The 19,986-nt window shown below is 70.0% G+C and carries 22 protein-coding genes; 16 read left to right on the plus strand and 6 right to left on the minus strand.

Translation table 11 applies throughout. The features are described from left to right. The first annotated feature begins 16 nt into the window (after positions 1–16). Complete coding sequence (topA, locus tag KTN05_RS05510; protein ID WP_217328389.1) at positions 17–2,680, plus strand: type I DNA topoisomerase; 2,664 nt, start codon at positions 17–19, stop codon at positions 2,678–2,680. 147 nt (positions 2,681–2,827) lie between these two features. Further along, positions 2,828–3,199, plus strand: a complete 372-nt coding sequence (locus tag KTN05_RS05515) for an MliC family protein (RefSeq protein ID WP_217328390.1) — start codon at positions 2,828–2,830, stop codon at positions 3,197–3,199. A 1-nt stretch (position 3,200) separates the two neighbouring features. Here KTN05_RS05515 and KTN05_RS05520 read toward each other — a convergent pair whose 3' ends face one another. Then, complete coding sequence (locus KTN05_RS05520) at positions 3,201–3,548, minus strand: DUF488 domain-containing protein (protein ID WP_217328391.1); 348 nt, start codon at positions 3,546–3,548, stop codon at positions 3,201–3,203. 85 nt (positions 3,549–3,633) lie between these two features. Between KTN05_RS05520 and KTN05_RS05525 the strand changes: the two genes are divergently transcribed. The 14 genes from KTN05_RS05525 to folD all read left to right on the plus strand — a co-directional run bounded on the left by KTN05_RS05525 (position 3,634) and on the right by folD (position 16,389). Then, positions 3,634–4,338: a CoA transferase subunit A gene (locus KTN05_RS05525; RefSeq protein WP_217328392.1), complete on the plus strand. Its 705-nt coding sequence runs from the start codon at positions 3,634–3,636 to the stop codon at positions 4,336–4,338. Beyond that, positions 4,338–4,967 (plus strand): 3-oxoacid CoA-transferase subunit B, encoded by a 630-nt coding sequence (locus KTN05_RS05530; protein WP_217328393.1) that lies wholly within the window; start codon positions 4,338–4,340, stop codon positions 4,965–4,967. The genes KTN05_RS05525 and KTN05_RS05530 overlap by 1 nt, the downstream gene beginning before the upstream one ends. A gap of 171 nt (positions 4,968–5,138) precedes the next feature. After that, a complete protein-coding gene (locus KTN05_RS05535; protein ID WP_217328394.1) occupies positions 5,139–5,708 on the plus strand; it encodes a hypothetical protein in 570 nt (189 codons plus the stop codon). Next, positions 5,708–6,106, plus strand: coding sequence for a tol-pal system-associated acyl-CoA thioesterase (gene ybgC, locus KTN05_RS05540; RefSeq protein ID WP_217328395.1), 399 nt, complete (start codon positions 5,708–5,710; stop codon positions 6,104–6,106). Before KTN05_RS05535 ends, ybgC begins: the two co-directional genes overlap by 1 nt. Before the next feature lie 123 nt (positions 6,107–6,229). After that, positions 6,230–6,922, plus strand: a complete 693-nt coding sequence (gene tolQ, locus KTN05_RS05545) for a protein TolQ (protein WP_217328396.1) — start codon at positions 6,230–6,232, stop codon at positions 6,920–6,922. 1 nt (position 6,923) lies between these two features. After that, complete coding sequence (locus KTN05_RS05550; RefSeq protein WP_217328397.1) at positions 6,924–7,379, plus strand: ExbD/TolR family protein; 456 nt, start codon at positions 6,924–6,926, stop codon at positions 7,377–7,379. Between the two features lie 4 nt (positions 7,380–7,383). Continuing rightward, positions 7,384–9,114, plus strand: a complete 1,731-nt coding sequence (locus tag KTN05_RS05555) for a protein TolA (RefSeq protein WP_217328398.1) — start codon at positions 7,384–7,386, stop codon at positions 9,112–9,114. A gap of 66 nt (positions 9,115–9,180) precedes the next feature. Further along, a complete protein-coding gene (gene tolB / locus KTN05_RS05560) occupies positions 9,181–10,509 on the plus strand; it encodes a Tol-Pal system beta propeller repeat protein TolB (protein ID WP_217328399.1) in 1,329 nt (442 codons plus the stop codon). 11 nt (positions 10,510–10,520) lie between these two features. Beyond that, positions 10,521–11,051: a peptidoglycan-associated lipoprotein Pal gene (pal, locus tag KTN05_RS05565; protein ID WP_217328400.1), complete on the plus strand. Its 531-nt coding sequence runs from the start codon at positions 10,521–10,523 to the stop codon at positions 11,049–11,051. Then, positions 11,051–11,935, plus strand: a complete 885-nt coding sequence (locus KTN05_RS05570; RefSeq protein ID WP_217328401.1) for a tetratricopeptide repeat protein — start codon at positions 11,051–11,053, stop codon at positions 11,933–11,935. Before pal ends, KTN05_RS05570 begins: the two co-directional genes overlap by 1 nt. Continuing rightward, positions 11,925–13,157: a tRNA lysidine(34) synthetase TilS gene (gene tilS / locus KTN05_RS05575; RefSeq protein WP_217328402.1), complete on the plus strand. Its 1,233-nt coding sequence runs from the start codon at positions 11,925–11,927 to the stop codon at positions 13,155–13,157. The genes KTN05_RS05570 and tilS overlap by 11 nt, the downstream gene beginning before the upstream one ends. 60 nt (positions 13,158–13,217) lie before the next feature. Beyond that, a complete protein-coding gene (ftsH, locus tag KTN05_RS05580) occupies positions 13,218–15,110 on the plus strand; it encodes an ATP-dependent zinc metalloprotease FtsH (protein ID WP_217328403.1) in 1,893 nt (630 codons plus the stop codon). A gap of 99 nt (positions 15,111–15,209) precedes the next feature. Further along, positions 15,210–15,521: a chorismate mutase gene (locus KTN05_RS05585; RefSeq protein WP_217328404.1), complete on the plus strand. Its 312-nt coding sequence runs from the start codon at positions 15,210–15,212 to the stop codon at positions 15,519–15,521. Further along, on the plus strand, positions 15,511–16,389 hold the full coding sequence (gene folD, locus KTN05_RS05590) for a bifunctional methylenetetrahydrofolate dehydrogenase/methenyltetrahydrofolate cyclohydrolase FolD (RefSeq protein ID WP_217328405.1): 879 nt from the start codon (positions 15,511–15,513) through the stop codon (positions 16,387–16,389). The genes KTN05_RS05585 and folD overlap by 11 nt, the downstream gene beginning before the upstream one ends. On the opposite strand, the gene KTN05_RS05595 is transcribed toward folD, so the two are convergent. Genes KTN05_RS05595 through ruvC form a run of 5 tightly spaced genes read right to left on the minus strand, consistent with a single transcriptional unit; the run spans position 16,386 to position 19,856 of the window. Continuing rightward, positions 16,386–16,796: a PaaI family thioesterase gene (locus KTN05_RS05595; RefSeq protein ID WP_217328406.1), complete on the minus strand. Its 411-nt coding sequence runs from the start codon at positions 16,794–16,796 to the stop codon at positions 16,386–16,388. The genes folD and KTN05_RS05595 overlap by 4 nt on opposite strands. Then, the gene (ruvB, locus tag KTN05_RS05600) at positions 16,789–17,817 is read right to left on the minus strand and encodes a Holliday junction branch migration DNA helicase RuvB (RefSeq protein WP_217328407.1); all 1,029 of its coding nucleotides are present in this window, start codon (positions 17,815–17,817) and stop codon (positions 16,789–16,791) included. Before ruvB ends, KTN05_RS05595 begins: the two co-directional genes overlap by 8 nt. Next, positions 17,817–18,686 carry a zinc metalloprotease HtpX gene (gene htpX, locus KTN05_RS05605; protein WP_217328408.1) on the minus strand — a complete coding sequence of 290 codons (870 nt, stop codon included), beginning with the start codon at positions 18,684–18,686 and terminating at the stop codon, positions 17,817–17,819. Before htpX ends, ruvB begins: the two co-directional genes overlap by 1 nt. A 13-nt stretch (positions 18,687–18,699) precedes the next feature. Continuing rightward, on the minus strand, positions 18,700–19,365 hold the full coding sequence (gene ruvA, locus KTN05_RS05610; protein WP_217328409.1) for a Holliday junction branch migration protein RuvA: 666 nt from the start codon (positions 19,363–19,365) through the stop codon (positions 18,700–18,702). Beyond that, positions 19,362–19,856, minus strand: coding sequence for a crossover junction endodeoxyribonuclease RuvC (gene ruvC, locus KTN05_RS05615; protein WP_217328410.1), 495 nt, complete (start codon positions 19,854–19,856; stop codon positions 19,362–19,364). Before ruvC ends, ruvA begins: the two co-directional genes overlap by 4 nt. Between the last annotated feature and the right edge of the window lie 130 nt (positions 19,857–19,986).

Consider the following 19,986-nt stretch of genomic DNA (forward strand, 5'->3'; position numbering starts at 1 on the left):
TGCCAAAGGTCGCCCCATGCCCGTCGTCGTCGTCGAATCCCCGGCCAAGGCCAAGACAATCAACAAGTATCTGGGCGACGATTACACCGTTCTCGCCTCGTTCGGGCATGTCCGCGACCTGCCGCCCAAGGACGGCTCGGTCGATACCGACGCCGATTTCGCGATGAAATGGGAAGTCGCGGCGGATTCCAAGAAGCACGTCAAAGCGATCAAGGACGCGCTGGCGTCGGACCCGAACCTGATCCTCGCCACCGACCCCGACCGCGAGGGCGAGGCGATTTCATGGCATCTGCGCGAGGCGCTGGCGTCCTCGCTGAAGAAGGGCGCGCAGGTCAGCCGCGTCACCTTCAACGCGATCACCAAGAACGCCGTGACCGAGGCGATGGCGAACCCGCGCGAGATCGACCAGCCGCTGGTGGATGCCTATCTGGCCCGCCGGGCACTGGACTACCTCGTCGGCTTCAACCTGTCGCCGGTGCTGTGGCGCAAGCTGCCCGGCGCGAAGTCGGCAGGGCGCGTCCAGTCGGTCGCCCTGCGGATCATCGTGGACCGCGAGATGGAGATCGAGGCGTTCCGCGCCCGCGAATACTGGTCCGTCCACGCCACGCTGGCGACGCCGAACGGCGCGGAATACCGGGCGGCGCTGGTGACCTATGCGGGCAAGAAGCTGGAACGCTACGACCTCGCCAACGAGGAGCAGGCGGCGCTTGCCGTCAGCGCGGTGCAGTCGCGCGACCTGACGGTGACCTCGGTCGCCTCGAAACCCGCCAGCCGCAATCCGTGGCCGCCCTTCATGACCTCGACCCTCCAGCAGGAGGCGAGCCGCAAGCTGGGCCTCGGCGCCCGCGCCTGCATGTCGGCGGCGCAGCGGCTGTATGAAGCGGGCTACATCACCTACATGCGGACCGACGGCATCGACATGGCGCCCGAGGCGGTCATGGCCGCCCGCGACGCGATCAAGGCGCGGTTCGGCGCGGATTACGTGCCGAAATCGCCGCGCATGTACAAGAACAAGGCCAAGAACGCGCAGGAAGCGCATGAGTGCATCCGGCCCACCGACATGATGCTGTCCCCCGACAAGCTGAACGTCGAGCCGGAGCAGCGCAAGCTCTACGACCTGATCTGGAAGCGCACGCTCGCGTCCCAGATGGAAGCCGCGCGGATGGAGCGCACGACGGTCGAGATCGGCTCGGCTGACGGACAGGTCGGCCTGCGCGCCAACGGTCAGGTGATGCTGTTCGACGGCTTCCTGCGCGTCTACGATCAGGGCCGCGATGACGAGGATGACGAGGACAGCGCCCGCCTGCCGGCCATCGCGCAGGGCGAGGCTGCCGCCAAGCGCGAGGTGACGCCCGAACAGCACTTCACCCAGCCGCCGCCCCGCTACACCGAGGCGACTCTGGTCAAGCGGATGGAGGAACTCGGCATCGGCCGCCCGTCCACCTACGCCAGCATCGTCACGACCATTCAGGACCGCGATTACGTCCGCAAGGACAAGAACCGCCTGATCCCCGAGGACAAGGGGCGGCTGGTGACGGTGTTCCTGACCCGCTACTTCCCGCGCTACGTCAGCTACGATTTCACCGCCGATATGGAAGGGGAACTCGACGACATCAGCGGCGGCAACCGCGAATATCGCGAGGTGCTGCGGCGGTTCTGGCGCGACTTCTCGGCCGCGCTGGAGGGGACGAGCGAGCTTCGCATCTCGGAAGTGCTGACGGCGATCGACGATGCGCTTGCGCCGCATCTTTACCCCCCGCGCGCCGATGGTGGCGATCCGCGCGAATGCCCGCTCTGCGGCCAGGGGCGTCTGAACCTGAAGACCGCGCGGTCCGGCGGCGCCTTCGTCGGCTGCACCAACTATCCCGAATGCCGCTACACGCGCCCGCTCTCCGGCGCCGAGGGCGAGGTGATGGGCGACGTGGTGCTGGGCCAGGACCCGGACGGGCTGGAGATCAGCCTGAAGAACGGCCGCTTCGGGCCTTACGTCCAGCGCGGCGAGGCGTCGGCGGAACAGCCGAAGCCGCCCCGCGCGTCGATCCCCAAGGGCTGGGAGGTCGGCGCAATGGATCTGGAAAAGGCGCTGATGCTGCTGGACCTGCCGCGCGAGATCGGCCCGCATCCCGAGGACGGCGTGATGATCGAGGCGTCGATCGGGCGCTACGGGCCGTATGTGAAGCACGGCCCGAAATACGCCAACCTGCCCGAGGTAGACGAGGTGTTCACCATCGGCATGAACCGCGCCGTCGAGGTGCTGGCGTCGAAGCCCCAGCGCGGACGGGCTGCCGCCGCGCCGCTGGCGGAACTGGGCGAGCATCCCGAGGGCGGCGCGGTGCAGGTGCTCAGCGGGCGCTTCGGGCCCTATGTGAAATGGGGCAAGGTCAACGCCACCCTGCCGCGCGACATGGCGCCCGAGTCGGTGACGATGGATCAGGCGCTGGAACTGATCGCGGCGAAAGCGGCGAAGGGCGGCAAGAAGGCCGCGCCGAAAAAGGCGGCGGCGAAGAAGCCCGCCGCGAAGAAGCCCGCCGCGAAGGCTGCGGCCACCAAGGCGGCGGCGAAGAAGCCGGCGGTCAGGAAGGCGACAACGAAAGCGGCGGAGGGCGAGCCTGCCGCAAAGCCCGCCCCCAAGACCGCCGCCCGCAAGGCCCCCACTCGGAAGGCCGCAGGCGAGACTTAGGTTTGTCAGGTCCGTGGCAGGGAATACCTTGCCCCGGCCGCGCTGCCGCATCGAACCATCGTTGCCGCGGACATGCGGCAACCCGTTTCCGCGGCGCGGCGTTGCTTACCGGATACGCTTGCTCCGAACTCACGAAAGGCCGCCGACATGAAATCGCTGCTGCCCGCCGCCCTGCTGCTGTCGGCGCTCGCCGCACCCACGCTTGCGGAAACCACGTCGGCCGAGCCGGCTCCGGTCGCGGCGCAGGACCAGATCCTTTCCGTGACCTACGTCTGCCCGGACAGCGAGACGCTGGACGCCGTGTTCCTCAACACCGCCGCAGGCAACAGCTACGCCGTGCTGCGGCTGGGCGAGGAACTGCTGCCGATGCAGGTCGCCATCTCGGCCTCGGGCGCCCGTTACACGGCGATCCTGCCCGACGATGACCGGGTGTTCTGGACCAAGGGCGACACGGCCAACCTCTTCGCGGGGCCGAATGGCGACGAGACGCTGCTGGCGGACTGCATGGCGCAGAACTGACCTAGCCCCGCAGCCATTGCCGCAGGGCCACGGCGTTGTTGTGGTCCTCGTCCTTGGCGGCATAGACCAGCGTCACCGGGCCGTCCTTCAGCATCCCGCGCAGCTCGGCCAGGGGTTCCCCGGCGTCTTCCAGCTCCGCCGCGTAGCGCCGCTGGAACTCCGTCCATTTCGCCGGGTCGTGGCCGAACCACTTGCGCAGCTTCGAGCTTGGCGCGATCTCCTTGAGCCATGCGTCGATTTGCAGCTCGTCCTTCGCCACCCCGCGCGGCCACATGCGATCGACCAGCACCCGCTGGCCGTCGCCGTCACCCGGCGGCTCGTAGGCGCGTTTGACACGCATCTCGTGCATCGCTTCACCCCCCACTGGCGCCGGTCCAGATTGACACATGCGCGCGCACCAGCCAAACAGATTGGCGACGAGACGGAGGGGACTGATGAAGAAGGTCTATGACAACGCCGCCGCGGCGTTGGACGGGCTGCTCAAGGATGGCATGACCATCGCCGCCGGCGGCTTCGGCCTTGGCGGCATCCCGGAGCTGCTGATCGACGCCATCCACAAGGCCGGCACCAAGGATCTGACGATCGCGTCCAACAACTGCGGGGTGGACGGCTTCGGCCTCGGCGTCCTGCTGGACAGCAAGCAGATCAGGAAGATGATCTCGTCCTATGTCGGCGAGAACGCCGAGTTCATGCGCCAGTATCTGAGCGGCGAGCTTGAGCTGGAGTTCAACCCGCAGGGCACGCTGGCCGAGCGGATGCGGGCCGGCGGCGCGGGCATTCCCGGCTTCTACACCAAGACCGGCGTCGGCACGGTCATCGCCGACGGCAAGGAGGTCAAGAACTTCGACGGGCAGGACTACATCCTCGAACGCGGGCTGGTCACGGACCTTGCCATCGTCAAGGGCTGGAAGGCCGACGAGACCGGCAACACCGTGTTCCGCAAGACCGCGCGCAACTTCAATGTGCCCGCCGCCACCTGCGGCCAGGTCTGCGTGGTCGAGGTCGAGGAGATCGTGCCGGCCGGTTCGCTGGACCCCGACTGCATCCACCTGCCGGGCATCTACGTCCACCGCATCGTCCAGGGGCAGCACGAGAAGCGCATCGAACAGCGCACCGTTCGGAAAAGGGAGTCCGCGTAATGGCGTGGGACCGGAACCAGATGGCGGCGCGGGCCGCGCAGGAGCTCGAGGACGGGATGTATGTCAACCTCGGCATCGGCATCCCGACGCTGGTGTCGAACTACATCCCCGAGGGCGTCCACGTCACGCTCCAGTCCGAGAACGGGATGCTGGGCATGGGCCCCTTCCCCTATGAGGGCGAGGAAGACCCCGACCTCATCAACGCCGGCAAGCAGACGATCACCGAACTGCCCCATTCCGCCTATTTCGACAGCGCCACCAGCTTCGCGATGATCCGCGGCGGCAAGATCGCGATGGCGATCCTCGGCGCGATGGAAGTGGACGAAAAGGGCGACCTGGCGAACTGGATGATACCCGGCAAGCTGGTCAAGGGCATGGGCGGGGCAATGGACCTCGTCGCCGGGGTGGGCCGCGTGGTGGTGGTCATGGACCACACCAACAAGCACGGCGACTCCAAGGTGCTGAAGGAATGCACCCTGCCGCTGACCGGCAAGGCGGTGGTGGACCGCATCATCTCGAATCTCGGGGTGCTGGACGTGGTCGAGGGCGGGCTGCGGATCGTCGAGGTCGCCGACGGCGTGACCGAGGAAGAACTGCGGGCCGCGACCGAGGCGACGATCGTCGACTGAACCGCCCGGATGTGCCGGGGCGCGGCGACGCGATTGCCCGGCGTGTCCGCTGGGTGGAGGCCGAGGGGCAGGGGCATCGTACCCTGACCCTTGGCGCTGGCCTGACGGGGACGCGTTCGGCCTAGAGCTGGATTGCCCGCCGCTGTTCCGCCGCCTGCACGAGACCTCCGCATGACACCCGACGCCATCTCCGCCCTGTTCACCCCCCGCGACGGCGGCTTCCGCTGCGCCCGCTGGGGGCGGCCGGTCGCGCCGGTGGCGTTCGGGATGGATGACGCCTCGCTGGCGATCTTCAGGGCGGCGCTCGCGGCGGTGCTGGCGGATGCGCGGCATCAGATGGCCGACACGGACCCCGAGACCGGCGCCAACCTGATGATCTTCGCCGTGGCGGAATGGGCCGAACTGGGCGGCATCCCCGATCTCGACCGGCTCACCGGCATGGAGAACCTGCCCGAGCGGCTGGCGGGGCAGGGGGCCGACCAGTATCGCCTGCTGCGCTTCGATGCGGAGGGCGGCATCCGTGCGGGCTTCAGTTTCCTGCGGCTCGGCGGCCCGCTCGCGGACGCGCATCCCGGCAGGCTTGCCGAAAGCGTGGCCGTCAACGCCATGCTCAGCTTCGCCCGCCCCGTCACGCCCTCGCACGAATTGGCCGCGCTGATCCGCGCTGCCTATGACCCCGTGCTGCCGGTCTGTTCCACCGATCCCGCCCATGCGCTGCGGCTGGCCGCGAGGATGCTCTGATGCCCCACCGCTTCCCCGTCCGCGTCTATTACGAGGATACCGATCTCGGGCAGGTGGTCTATTACGCCAACTACCTGCGCTTCATCGAGCGTGCGCGCAGCGAGTGGCTGCGGGCGGGCGGCATCGACCAGCTGCGGCTGATGCAGCAGGACGGGATCGCCTTCGTCGCCCGCAAGGTCGATGCCGATTACCTGATCCCCGCCCGCTATGACGATCTGCTGGAGGTCGTGTCGGAGCTGCGTCACGTCACCGGCGCGCGGATCGGCCTGACCCAGCGGGTCGAGCGGAACGGCGCAACCCTGTTCACGGCTCAGGTCGATCTGGTCTGCGTCGCCGTGCCGTCCATGCGGCCGGTGCGGGTTCCGGCGGCGGTGCGGGCGGCGCTGGACGCGGGGTAAACCCGCCGCTCCGCCTTCAGTGACGCAACTGTGTTGGCGTTTCGGGGTGCGTTCCGGTTATATCCGCGCCAAAAGGCCGCGCAAAGCAGTCGGATAGCGTTCGGGCAAGGACAGGCACGACACATGGAAAACCTCGCCGCCGGGACTCCGGTCGATTTCTCGCTGGTCGCGCTGTTCATGCGCGCCTCGCTGACCGTCCAGATCACGATGATCGTGCTGGTCCTCGCCTCGTTCTGGTCCTGGGCCGTCATCATCCAGAAGATCATCACCTTCACCGCCGCCCGCCGCGACACGGCGAAGTTCGAGCGGGCGTTCTGGTCGGGATCGCCGCTCGACGATGTCTATGACCATATGTCGGGGCGGGCGAAGTCCGCCGCCGAGCGGGTGTTCGGGGCCGGGATGCTGGAATGGCGCCGCTCGCAGAAGGATGACGGCGGGATCATCCCCAACGCCCAGCAGCGCATCGACCGGGCGATGAACGTCGCCATCGGGCGCGAATCCGACCGGCTGCATCGCGGCCTGCCGCTGCTGGCGACGGTGGGATCGACCGCGCCGTTCGTCGGGCTGTTCGGCACCGTCTGGGGGATCAAGACCGCGTTCGAAGGCATCGCGCTGAGCCAGAACACCAGCCTCGCCGTGGTCGCGCCCGGCATTGCCGAGGCGCTGCTGGCCACCGCCTTGGGCCTTCTGGCCGCGATTCCGGCGGTGATCGCCTACAACAAGCTGTCCTCGGACGCCGACCGGATCAGCGGCGGCTACGAGGCGTTCGCGGACGAATTCTCGACCATCCTCTCGCGCCAGCTCGAGGACGACTGAGATGGGCGTGGGCACCTCGCGCCGGATTCCCGGCGGCCGGGGACGCGGCCGCCGGCACAAGCCGATGGCGGAAATCAACGTCACGCCGTTCGTGGACGTGATGCTGGTGCTGCTCATCATCTTCATGGTGGCCGCCCCGCTGCTGACGGTGGGCGTGCCGCTGCAACTGCCCCGCACCGCCGCCGAGGCGGTCACCAGCGAGCCGGAGGAGCCGTTGAGCCTCAGCATTCCGGCGACCGGGCCGCTGGTCCTGATGACGTCGGAAGTGGCCGAGGATCAGCTGATCCCGACCCTGCGCGCCGTGGCGGCCGAGCGCCAGAGCGGGCGCATCTATCTGCGGGCGGACGGGGCGATTCCCTATGCGCGGGTCATGCAGGTGATGGGCGCGCTGAATGCGGCGGGATTCCACGACATCGTGCTGGTGACGGATACCGGCGGCCCGCGGATGGACGGCTAGTCCCATGGAACGGGCGGACCGCATCGGCGCATGGGTGTCGGGGGTGGCGCATGTGTCGCTGATCGCCTGGGTGGCGATCGGCGGGGCGCTGTTCCGCGGCCAGCCCTCGGCGGCGATCCGCATGACCAACGTCCAGACGATGAGCGATGCCGAGTTCCAGCAACTCGCCGCGGCGGCGCGCGGCGCGGGGCCGGTCGGCGAGTTCGCGACGGTCCAGCCCGCCCAGCCGCGCCCGCCGAGCGACGAGGTGGTGGCGGGCGGCAGCGTCTCGGTCGCGCCGCCCGCCGAGCAGGTGGACCCGCTGGCGATGCCCGCCCCCGAGATCGCGCCCGAGGCCGCGCCGGATCTGTCGGACCTGCGTGCCCCGCAGGAGGCGGTGGCGGTCGCGACCATCGCCCCGATCCAGCCCGACACGCCGTTCGAGGCCCCCGGCACCGTGACCGTCCCCGACGCCGCGCCCGGCCGCGCGGTGGCGATGGCGACACCGCGTCCGATGCGCCCGGATGCACCGACGGCCGAAGCGCCCGCCGCCCAGCCCGCGCCGCCGCCCCCTCCGGGGCTGGCGCCGCTGACCTCGCAGACGCCGCTGGCGGCGGCCGAGGCGCGGCTGCGGCTGGCCGAGCGTCAGGCGGCGGCGCAGGCGGAGTTGCTGGCCCGCCAGCAGGCCGAGGCCGCTGCCGCCGAGGCCGCGCGTCAGGTGGAATTGCAGCGTCAGGCCGAAGCGGAAGCTGCCGAAGCGGCGCGTGAGGCTGAACTCGCCCGTCAGGCCGAGGCGGAAGCGGCGCGGCAGGCAGAGGCCGAAGCGGCTGCCGCAGAAGCCGCCCGCCAGGCCGCTGCCGAAGCCGACGCCGAAGCCGCCCCTCAGGCGGCGCTGGAGGCGGAACTCCGCGCCGAGGAAGAGCGCGCCGCCGCCGAGGCCGCCGCGCGCGAGTTGGCCGAAGCCGCCGCCGCGCAGGCCGCCGCCGAGGAGGAAGCCCGCCGGGCCGAGGCCGAGGCGCAGGCCCGCGCGGAAGCCGAAGCGCAGGCCGCCCGCGAGGAACAGGAGCGGATCGCCCGCGCCGAAGCCGAAGCCCGCGAGGCCGAGGCCGCCGCCGCGCGCGAGGCTGCCCGCGTCGAGGCCGAGCGCCGCGCCGTCGAGGAGGCCGCCCGCGAGCAGGCCGAAGCCGAGCGCCGCGAACAGGAACGCCTTGCCGCCGAGGCCGCCGCCGAGGAACAGGCCCGCGCCGACGAACTCGCCGCCCGCGCCGAAGCCGAGGCCGAAGCCCGCGAGCAGGCGGAGCGCGAACGGCTCGCCCCCGCGGACGACGCGCTGGCCGCCGCGCTGGCGCAGGCGCTGAACGACGACCTGCCCCCTGAAGGTGCCGGCGCCGAGGGCGGCGGCGGACGCGCCGAGACCGGCCCGCCGCTGACCAGCGGCGAGCGCGACGGGCTGCGGGTCGCCATCCAGGAATGCTGGAACGCCGGCGCGCTGTCGCGCGAGGCGGCGTCGGTTCGCGTTTCGGTCGGCTTCTCGATGACGCCCGACGGGCTGCCGCAGACCGACACCATCGAGCTGATCGAATCCGATGGCGGCTCACCCCAGGCGGCGCAGCAGGCCTTCGAGGTCGCGCGCCGGGCCATCATCCGCTGCGGCTTGCAGAATGACGGCTACGACCTGCCCGCCGACAAATACGGCCGCTGGAAGGACGTGATCGTCGATTTCACGGCCACCGGCAGCGGCATCAGCCTGCGCTGAGCCGTCATGGTATCCACCCACCACCCCCGCTATGGTGCAAACGAACCCGGAAGGAAGCCTTACTCGATGTTCCGCCCCCTGCTGATTGCCCTGATCGCGGCCCTTCCGTTCGGCCTCTCCCCCGCCCTCGCGCAGGAGGATGACGGCCCCCTCAGGATCGAGATCACCGAGGGCGTGGTCGAGCCGATGCCGATCGCCGTCGCCCCGTTCTTCGACGACGGCAATGGCGGGATCATGGTGGATCAGGTCCAGCGGGTGCTGACCGACGACCTGACCGGAACCGGCCTCTTCCGCGCGATTCCCGCCGAGGCGCAGATCGCGTCGCTGGACAGCTTCGAGGCGCCGGTCGCCTACGAGGACTGGCGCGCGGTCAACGCCGAGGCGCTGGTGACGGGCGCGGTTTCGGTTCAGGACGGCACCGTCACCGTCAAGTTCCGGCTGTTCGACGTGTTTTCCGGCCAGCCGCTGGGCGACGGGATGCAGTTCGACGCGCCGGTGGACGGCTGGCGGCGGGCGGCGCACAAGGCGGCCGATCAGGTCTATTCCCGGCTGACCGGCGAGGCGCCCTATTTCGACAGCCGGGTGGTGTTCGTGAACGAGACCGGGCCGAAGGACGGGCGGCTCAAGCGGATCGGGCTGATGGATTTCGACGGCGCGAACCAGATCTGGCTGACCGACGACACCTCGCTGGTGCTGTCGCCCAAGCTGTCGCGGGACGGCAGGCGGATGCTCTATACATCATACGAGACGGGCTATCCGCGGGTCATGGCGATGAACATGGACACGATGGCTGAGGTCGAGGTGCCGACCGATCCCGACACGATGACGTTCGGGCCCCGCTTCTCGCCGGACGGGCGCTGGATCATCTATTCCCGCGCCGAGGGCGGCAACACCGACATCTGGCAGATGGACCCGATCAGCGGCGCGGCGCGCCCGCTGATCGCCGGGCCGTTCATCGACACCGCGCCCAGCTACAGCCCGGACGGCACGCAGATCGTGTTCGAAAGCGATCGCTCGGGCAGCCCGCAGCTTTACGTCATCTCGGCCGACGGCACGGGCGAGCCGATGCGGATCAGCTTCGGGCAGGGCCGTTATGGCGCGCCCGCCTGGTCGCCGCTGGGCGATCTGATCGCCTTCACCCGGCAGGACGGCGAGCGGTTCCATATCGGCGTCATGCGGCCGGACGGGTCGGAAGAAAAAACCTTGACGGAATCGTTCCTTGACGAAGGGCCGACATGGGCCCCCAATGGCCGCGTGGTGATGTTCACCCGGCAGACCCCCGGCGGCGACGGGGTCGCGCGGCTGCATTCCGTGGACGTGACCGGGCGCAACATGCGGCCGCTGCAAATCGAGGGGGCGGCCTCCGATCCCGACTGGGGCCCGCTTCTGCCGTAACGAGGATGGCGATGACGAACTGCACACTCCGGGGCTGGAAGCCCGCCGCGCTGCTGCTGGCGCTGACGCTGTCGGCCTGCGCCCCCGTGGCGGCGCCGGTCGTCACCGATCCCTACGCAGGCGCGCCGGGCGCTGGCGGGCTTTATCCGGGCCAGCCCGGCGGCTCGCTGTTCGGCACCGCCGAGTATTTCCGCACCAATGTCGGCGACACCGTGCTGTTCGCCCGCGACCAGGTGACGCTCAGCGACGAGGCGCGGGCGACCCTGACCCGGCAGGCCGACTGGCTGGCGCAGCACGGCAGCTTCTCGACCACCATCCAGGGCCATTCGGACGAGCAGGGCACGCGAGAGTTCAACCTCGCCCTCGGCGCCCGCCGGGCCGGCGCGGTGCAGGAATACCTGATCTCGCGCGGGGTCGCGCCGAACCGCATCCGCACCGTCAGCTTCGGCAAGGAACGTCCGGCGGCGGTCTGCTCGGACGAGGCGTGCTTCGCCCAGAACCGCCGCGCGGTGACGGTCGTGCAACCGGGCGCGGGGACGTAATGGGCCTGCGCGCGACCATCTGCGCCGCCCTTCTGGCGGGGCTGCCGCTGTCTGCGCTCGCGCAGGAGCCGACACTGGCCGACATGCGCGCCTCGCTTTCCGCCTTGTCCGCCGAACTGCAATCGCTGCGGGCGGAGCTGCGGGCAGGCGGCGCCCCGGCCTATCAGGTGGCGGGCGGCGACAGCGCCATTGACCGGATGAACGCGATCGAGGCCGAGCTTGCCCGGCTGACCGCCCGCACCGAGGAGCTGGGCAGCCGCATCGACCGCGTGGTGTCGGACGGCACGAATCGGCTGGGCGATATCGAATTCCGCCTGTGCGAGATGGACGATATCTGCGATCTCGGCGCGCTGACCACGCCGCCGCCGCTCGGCAGTCAGGCGAGCGGGTTGTCGATGCCGTTCTCGGATGCGCCGCCGCCCGCCGCAGTGGCGCCTGCCTCGCGCGGCGCGGCCGAGGTGCCGGACAGCGCCGCGACCGCCGCCGAGCGGGCCGAATTCGCCCGCGCGACCGAGCTGCTGCAATCGGGCGACCCGCAGCGCGCCGCCGCCCGGTTTGCCGAGTTCGCGGACGCTCACGCCGGCGGGCCGCTCGCCATCGAGGCAATGTGGTTGCAGGGCACCGCGCTGGACTCGGCGGGCGACGATGCCGGGGCGGCGACGGCCTGGCTGCGGGTCTTCGCCTCGGACCCGAACGGCGCGCGCGCGCCTGAGGCGCTGCTGGGACTGGCGCGGCTGGCCGCCGAGGCGGGACAGAACGACCACGCCTGCGGCTATCTCGATGAGGTCGCGGCGCGGTTCGCCGGCTCGGCGGGGGCCGAGGAAGCCGCCCGCCAGCGGGGCGTGTTGAGTTGCGCGGCACCAGCGGCCACGGATGGCGGCTGAGCCGCAGGCGAGCGTTCACGCGGCGCTGGACCGGCTCGCGGCGGATCACCGATCGCTCGGGATCGCGCTGTCGGGGGGCGGGGATTCCACCGCGCTGATGCATCTGGCGCATGACTGGGCGGAACCGCGGGGCATCACCCTGCGGGCGGCGACCGTGGATCACGGCCTGCGCCCCGAATCAGCATCGGAAGCCGAGGCGGCGGGCGATGCGGCGCGGAGCTTGGGCCTCCAACACCATATCCTGCGTTGGCAGTGGCAGGGCTCCGGCAACCTGATGGCGCAGGCGCGCGAGGGGCGGCTGCGTCTGCTGGCGGATTGGGCGCGGGGGCATGGGCTGGCGGCGATCCTGCTGGGCCACACCCGCGACGATCAGGCCGAAACCGTGCTGCTGCGGCTGATGCGCGGGGCGGGGGTGGATGGGCTTTCCGGCATGGCCGAGGCGCGGATCGCGCAGAATGCGCTGTGGCTGCGGCCGATGCTGGATGTGGGCCGGGCGGAGCTGCGCGATTTTCTACGTCAACGCGAGGCTGGCTGGGCCGATGATCCCAGCAACGACGACCCCGATTACGACCGCGTGCGCGTGCGCCAGGCCATCGCCGCACTCGGGCTTTCCACGCAGGCGCTGGCCCGCTCGGCCGAGGACATGCGGATGGCCCGCGACGCGCTGGACCGCTGCGCCCGCGCCGCCGCGCAGGGCTTTGCCGCCGACCGTGGCTCGCTGAGCCTGCCGCGCAAGGGCTTCGACGCCGCACCGCCCGAGTTGCAGCGCCGCCTGCTGCTCGCCGGCATCTCCTGGGTGAATGGCGCCGACTATCCGCCCCGGCGCGAGGCGGTGGCGCATCTGCTGAACGAGATCGCCGCCGGGCGGCAGGCCACGCTGGATGGCGTCATCGTTTCCCCCGACGCAAACCGTATCCGCCTGATCCGCGAACCCGCCGCCGCCCATCGCGCCGAGCCTGCGACCGGCGATCCGGCCATCTGGGACCGCCGCTGGCGCGTCACCGGCCTGCCCGAGGGGGCGACCGTGCGCACGCTTCCGCCCGAGCATCTGCCCCGATTCGACTGGCGCGGGGCCGGGTTCAGCCATGCCGAGGCGGCTTCCCTTCCCGCCGTGCTGCTGCCGGACGGATCGTGGCTTTCGCCGGTCATCGCGCCCGCGCCCGGCATCCAAGCTGTGCCGTTCCGCGCCGATAGCGGCTTTCTGCCTGCGGTGTCGCATTGATACCCACCCCCGCAATCCCTATTTTGACCGCAAACATCTAACCCCGCGGAGGACATGCCCTTGGGCAACGCGCGCAACATCGCCTTCTGGGTGGTCCTGTTCCTGATGATCCTGGCGCTGTTCAACGCGTTCGGCGGGAACTCGGCCCAGCTCAACAGCCGTCAGATCAGCTATTCCGAATTCGCCCAGCGGGTCGAGAACGGCGAGGTCGCCTCGGTCGTCATCGACGGCGAGCAGGTCGGGATCACCGGCAGCGACGGCAATCAATATGTCACCGTCCGCCCGCTCGGCGAGGAAATCGCCGACCGGCTGATCGACCGGGGCGTCGATGTCCGCGTCGAGCGCCAGCAGCAGTCCGGCTTCATGTCGCTGCTGGGCGTCTGGCTGCCGTTCATCCTGCTGATCGGCGTCTGGATCTTCATGATGAACCGCATGCAGGGCGGCGGCAAAGGCGGGGCGATGGGCTTCGGCAAGTCCAAGGCCAAGCTGCTGACGGAAAAGCACGGCCGCGTCACCTTCGACGACGTGGCCGGGATCGACGAGGCCAAGGAGGAGCTTGAGGAGATCGTCGAGTTCCTGCGCAATCCGCAGAAGTTCTCGCGCTTGGGCGGCAAGATCCCGAAAGGCGCGCTGCTGGTCGGCCCGCCCGGCACGGGTAAAACGCTGCTGGCCCGCGCGATCGCGGGCGAGGCGGGGGTGCCGTTCTTCACCATCTCCGGCTCGGACTTCGTGGAAATGTTCGTGGGCGTCGGCGCGAGCCGTGTGCGCGACATGTTCGAGCAGGCCAAGAAATCCGCCCCCTGCATCGTCTTCATCGACGAGATCGACGCGGTGGGCCGCGCCCGCGGCGTCGGCATCGGCGGCGGCAATGACGAGCGCGAGCAGACGCTGAACCAGCTTCTGGTGGAAATGGATGGCTTCGAGGCGAACGAGGGGATCATCATCATCGCCGCCACGAACCGCAAGGACGTGCTGGACCCGGCGCTGCTGCGCCCCGGCCGCTTCGACCGCCAGATCCACGTGCCGAACCCCGACATCAAGGGCCGAGAGAAGATCCTGAACGTCCACGCCCGCAAGGTGCCGCAGGGCCCTGACGTGGACCTGCGGATCATTGCGCGGGGGACTCCCGGCTTTTCCGGCGCGGACCTGATGAACCTGGTGAACGAGGCCGCGCTGATGGCGGCCCGCATCGGCCGGCGCTTCGTCACGATGGAGGATTTCGAGAACGCCAAGGACAAGGTCATGCTGGGTGTCGAGCGCCGCAGCATGGTCCTGACGCCCGAGCAGAAGGAAAAGACCGCCTATCACGAGGCCGGCCACGCCATTGTCGGCCTGTCGATGCCGAAATGCGATCCGGTCTACAAGGCCACGATCATCCCGCGCGGCGGCGCGCTCGGCATGGTGGTCAGCCTGCCCGAAGTGGACCGGCTGAACTTCCACAAGGACGAGGCCAAGCAGAAGATCGCCATGACGATGGCCGGCAAGGCCGCCGAGATCATCAAATACGGGGAAGAGGGCGTCTCCAACGGCCCGGCCGGCGACATCCAGCAGGCATCGGCGCTGGCCCGCGCGATGGTGATGCGCTGGGGCATGTCCGACAAGGTGGGCGCGGTGGATTACGCCGAGGCGCATGAGGGCTATTCCGGCAATACCGGCGGCTTCTCGGTGAGCGCCAACACCAAGGAGTTGATCGAGCAGGAGGTGAAGGACCTCATCGACGAAGGCTACGACGTCGCCCGCCAGGTCCTGCTGGAAAAATCCGAGCAGTTCGAGCGTCTCGCGCAGGGGCTTCTGGAATACGAGACCCTGACCGGCGAGGAGATCGGCAAGATCATCCGCGGCGAGAAGCTGGGCGGCGACGACGATACGCCGAGCTCGGCCATCCCCTCGGTTCCGTCCACGCCGCGCGTGCCGCCCGCGCCCTCCGGCCCGACCCCGGTGCCGAGCGCCTGACGCCGCAACGCTGCTGTGATCCAAGCCCCGGCCCCTCGGCCGGGGCTTTCCGTTGTCTCGGGGCTTGCGCATGGGTCGCCGCGGGGGCAATCAGCGCCCATGACACAGAACGACCTGTCCCACCTGACCGACATGCCGTCGCTCCGCGCCGCCATCGACGCGCTCGACTGGCGGCTGGCCGAGCTTCTGGCCGAGCGCACGCGGCTGATCGACCGGGCCGCGCAGATCAAGGCGGGCGCAGGCCTGCCCGCCCGCATCGACCACCGGGTCGAGGAGGTCGCCGCCAACGCCCGCGCCAATGCCGAGAAGGCGGGCTACGACCCGGAACTGGCCGACGCGCTGTGGCGGCTGATGATGGAGCATTTCATCGCGCAGGAAGCGCGCGCCCTGGGAGAGGCCGATGACCGCTGACCTGATCGATGGCAAGGCCTTCGCCGCCACGCTCCGCGCCCGCATCGCCGGACAGGTCGCGGCGCTGAAGGCGGATCACGGGATCACGCCGGGCCTCGCCGTGGTGCTGGTGGGCGAGGATCCGGCGTCGTCGGTCTATGTCCGCTCCAAGGGCAAGGCCACGGCCGAGGTCGGAATGCGCGGGTTCGCGCATCGCCTGCCCGCCGGGACGCCGCAGCAGGAGCTGCTGGACCTGATCGCCCGGCTGAACGCGGACGAGGCGGTGAACGGCATACTCGTGCAGCTGCCGCTGCCGCGCCACATGGACGAGGCGGCGGTCATCAACGCCATCGCGCCGGAAAAGGACGTGGACGGGTTCACGGTGCTGAACGCCGGGCGGCTGGCGACGGGACAGAAGGCGATGGTGCCCTGCACGCCGCTGGGATGTCTGATGCTGCTGAGGGACCGGCTCGGCTCGGTGTCGGGCAAGGACGCGCTGGTGATCGGGCGCTCGAACATCGTCGGCAAACCGATGGCGCAGCTTCTGCTGGCCGACAGCGCAACGGTGACGGTTGCCCATTCGCGGACGCGGGGCCTGCCCGATCTGTGCCGCCGGGCGGATATCGTGGTGGCCGCCGTGGGCCGTGCGCGCTTCGTTCAGGGCGACTGGATCAAGCCGGGCGCCACGGTCATCGACGTGGGGATCAACCGCACCGATGACGGGCTGACCGGCGACGTGGACTTCGCCGCCGCCCGCGAGGTTGCCGGGGCGATCACGCCGGTTCCGGGCGGCGTCGGGCCGATGACCATCGCCTGCCTGCTGGCGAACACCCTGACCGCGACGGCACGGGTGCATGGCTTGTCGGACCCCGAGGGGCTGACGCCCTAAGGCGTTACAGGGATCATCGTTCCCTGCAGCATCGCCACATGTTTGCGGCCGCCCTCCGTCTCGGCCCAGACATCGGCGGCGACGACCACGATCCGCCGCCCGGCCCTGACCACGCGCCCCTCGGCCACCAGCCGGTCGCCCATGGCCGGGGCCATCAGGTTGATCTTCATCTCGACCGTCATCACCTCGGCCCCGTCGGGCATGGTGGAGAGGGCCGCATAACCCGCCGCGCTGTCGCCGATGGAAAAGGCCAGCCCCGCGTGGCCCGCGCCGTGCTGTTGCAGCACATGGCCGCCGATGGGCGCGGCGATGACGACGCGACCCTTGCCCGCTTCCAGCATCTCCGCGCCCAAGGTCGCCATCATCGTCTGGCGGGCAAAGCTGTCCCGCAGTCTCGTCTCATCCATCGAAAAGCCCTGCCTGCGCCGTCTTCGGTTGGTCCAGCCCCAGATGCCGCCAGCCGAGCTGCCCCAGCATCCGCCCGCGCGGCGTCCGCTGGATCAGCCCCTGTTGCAGCAGGTAGGGTTCGATCACTTCCTCGATGGCGTCGCGGCTTTCGGACAAGGCGGCCGAAAGCGTCTCCACCCCCACCGGCCCGCCGCCGTAATGCTCGGCCATCAGCGTGAGATAGCGCCGGTCCGCCCCGTCCAGCCCCAGATCGTCCACCCCCAGCCGCGTCAGCGCGTTGTCGGCAATCGCGCGAGTCAGCCGCCCGTCGCCTTCGACCAGCGCGAAGTCCACGACGCGGCGCAGCAGCCGTCCGGCGATGCGGGGGGTGCCGCGGGCGCGGCGGGCGATCTCGCGGGTGCCCGCGGGCTCGGCCTTGATCCCCATCAGCCGCGCCCCGCGGGCGACGATGTGGTCGAGTTCGTCGATGGTGTAGAATTGCAGCCGGGTCGGGATGCCGAAACGGTCGCGCAGCGGGGTCGTCAGCAGCCCGAGGCGGGTCGTCGCGCCCACCAGCGTGAAGGGCTGCAACTCGATCCGCACGGTGCGGGCGGCGGGACCTTCGCCGATCACCAGATCAAGCTCGAAATCCTCCATCGCGGGATACAGGACTTCCTCGACCGCCGGATTCATGCGGTGGATCTCGTCGATGAACAGCACGTCGCGGGATTCCAAATTGGTCAGGATCGCCGCCAGATCGCCCGCGCGGGCCAGCACCGGGCCGGAGGTCATGCGGAAATTCACGCCCAGTTCCCGCGCCATGATCTGCGCGAGCGTGGTCTTGCCCAGACCGGGCGGGCCGTGGAACAGCGTGTGGTCCATCGCCTGCCCGCGCATCTTGGCGGATTCGATGAAGACGCGCAGGTTGGCGCGGGCCTCGGCCTGGCCCACGAACTCCTCCAGCCGCTGCGGGCGCAGGGCGCGGTCCTCGGTGTCGCCCTCCAGCGGTTCGGGGCGCAGGGTCGGGTCGGGCGCGGTCATCAGCGGCGGACGGGGGGGATGCGGCTGGCGCTGGCCGGCGCGGTCATCTGCGCCAGCCGGTCGATACGTTCCTGCGTCGGCGGGTGGGTGGCGAACAGGCTGTCCATCCGCATCCCCGACAGCGGGTTGATGATGAACATCGACGCCGCCGCCGGGTTCTTCTCGGCCGGGACGTTGACGACGCGCTTGGCCGCGTTGGCGATCTTGGCCAGCGCCGAGGCGAGCGCCATCGGCTTGCCGCAGATCACCGCGCCGTCATGGTCGGCGGAATATTCGCGCGTGCGGGAAATCGCCATCTGCACCAGCCCGGCGGCCAGCGGCGCGAGGAGCATGACGAGGATGCCGCCCAGCATTCCGCCGCGTTCGCGGCTACCGCCGGTGAACAGGAAGATGTTGCCCATCATCGCGATGGCCCCGGCGAGCGTCGCCGTCACGGTCATCGTCAGCGTGTCGCGGTTTTTGATATGGGCGAGCTCATGGGCGATCACGCCCGCCAGTTCGTCCCGGTTCAGGATCCGCATCAGCCCTTGGGTGACGGCCACCGCCGCGTTCTCAGGGTTGCGGCCGGTGGCGAAGGCGTTCGGCTGCTCGGTCTGGAGGATATAGACGGCCGGCATCGGCAGGCTCGCGTTCCGCGCCAGATCGGCGACGAGATTCACCAGATCGGGCGCGGTCCGTTCGTCCACCGCCACCGCGCCCTGCTGGCGCAGCACCGCCTTGTCGCTGTTCCACCACGCCCAGATGTTGCCCGCGCCCGCGAAGACCAGCGCGAAGATCATGCCGCCGCGCCCGCCCAGCAGCCAGCCGAGCCCCATCAGCAGCGCGGTCATCGCCGCCATCAGGATGAAGGTGCGGATGTTTCCTTCCATCGGTCCGATCCCTCTATTGCTTGGGCGCCAGCGCCCGCAGCGCCGCGCGGATCAACGCCGGGGTGGCGGCGTCCGGTTCCGCCTGCGCGGCCTCGGCCACGGCGGCGGCGGCTTCCGAGGGACCGTAGCCGAGATTGGTGAGCGCCGATAGCGCCTCGGCAGAGGCGGCGGCCGGCTGCGGGGCCGGCGCGGGGGCCTTGCGGCGGGTGGCGGGGGCGTCGCTTTCCACCACCGGCGCGCCGGGGTCCACGGTCAGCGCGCCGCCCATGGCGATCACACCGGGGGCCTTGTCCTTCAGTTCCAGCACGACCCGCTGCGCCAGTTTCGGCCCGACCCCCGGCGCGCGCCGGATCGCGGTCGCGTCGCCAAGCGCGATGGCGCGGCCCGTGCCTTCCGCCCCGAGCGTGCCGAGGATCGTCAGCGCCGCCTTGGCGCCGACGCCCTGAACCGAGGTCAGCAACCTGTGCCACTCCTTCTCCAGCAGGCTCGGGAAGCCGAAGAGTTGCAGCAGATCCTCGCGCACCAGCAGGTCGGTATAAAGCGCCGCAGCCTCGCCCACCGGGGGCAGGCTGGCGGCGGTGCGTTCGGAGACATGGACGATATAACCCACCCCGCGCACGTCGATCAGCACATGGTCGGGCGCGCGGTGCAGGATGATGCCGGCGACGCGCCCGATCATGCCACCACCTTGATGCGCAGGGTCCGCGATTGCAGGTGCCGGGCGTGGCAGATGGCGATGGCTAGCGCGTCGGCGGCATCCGGGCCCGCCAGTTCGACGCCGGGCAGGGTGAAGCGGACCATGTGCTCCACCTGCTGCTTCTGCGCGTGACCGACGCCGACGATGGCCTTCTTGACCGCGTTCGGGGCGTATTCCCCGACCGACAGCCCCGCCTGCGCCGGGACCAGCAGCGCGATGCCCCGCGCCTGTCCCAGCTTCAGGGTGCCGACCGCGTCCTTGTTGACGAAGGTCTGCTCGACCGCCGCCGCGTCGGGCAGGTGGGCGGCGAACACCTCGGTCAGTCCGCGATAGAGATCGGCCAGCCGGTCCGCGAGTTCCTTGCGCTGCGAGCGCACGATTCCGTTCGCGACGTGGCGGATGCGCGAGCCGTCCACCGCGATCACGCCCCATCCCATGTTGACTAGTCCGGGGTCTATGCCCAGCACGCGCATCGATGACTGCCCTCTTGTTTTTCATGCAGTTAGCACGAAACGCGAACACCGCCTAGCGCAGATTTCGCGCCGTCCGGCTGGTTGCTTGACCCCCCTGACGGTTTCTGGAACACCTGCCAGAACGTCACGA

Source organism: Paracoccus sp. Z118, assembly GCF_019061185.1.
Lineage (GTDB): Bacteria > Pseudomonadota > Alphaproteobacteria > Rhodobacterales > Rhodobacteraceae > Paracoccus.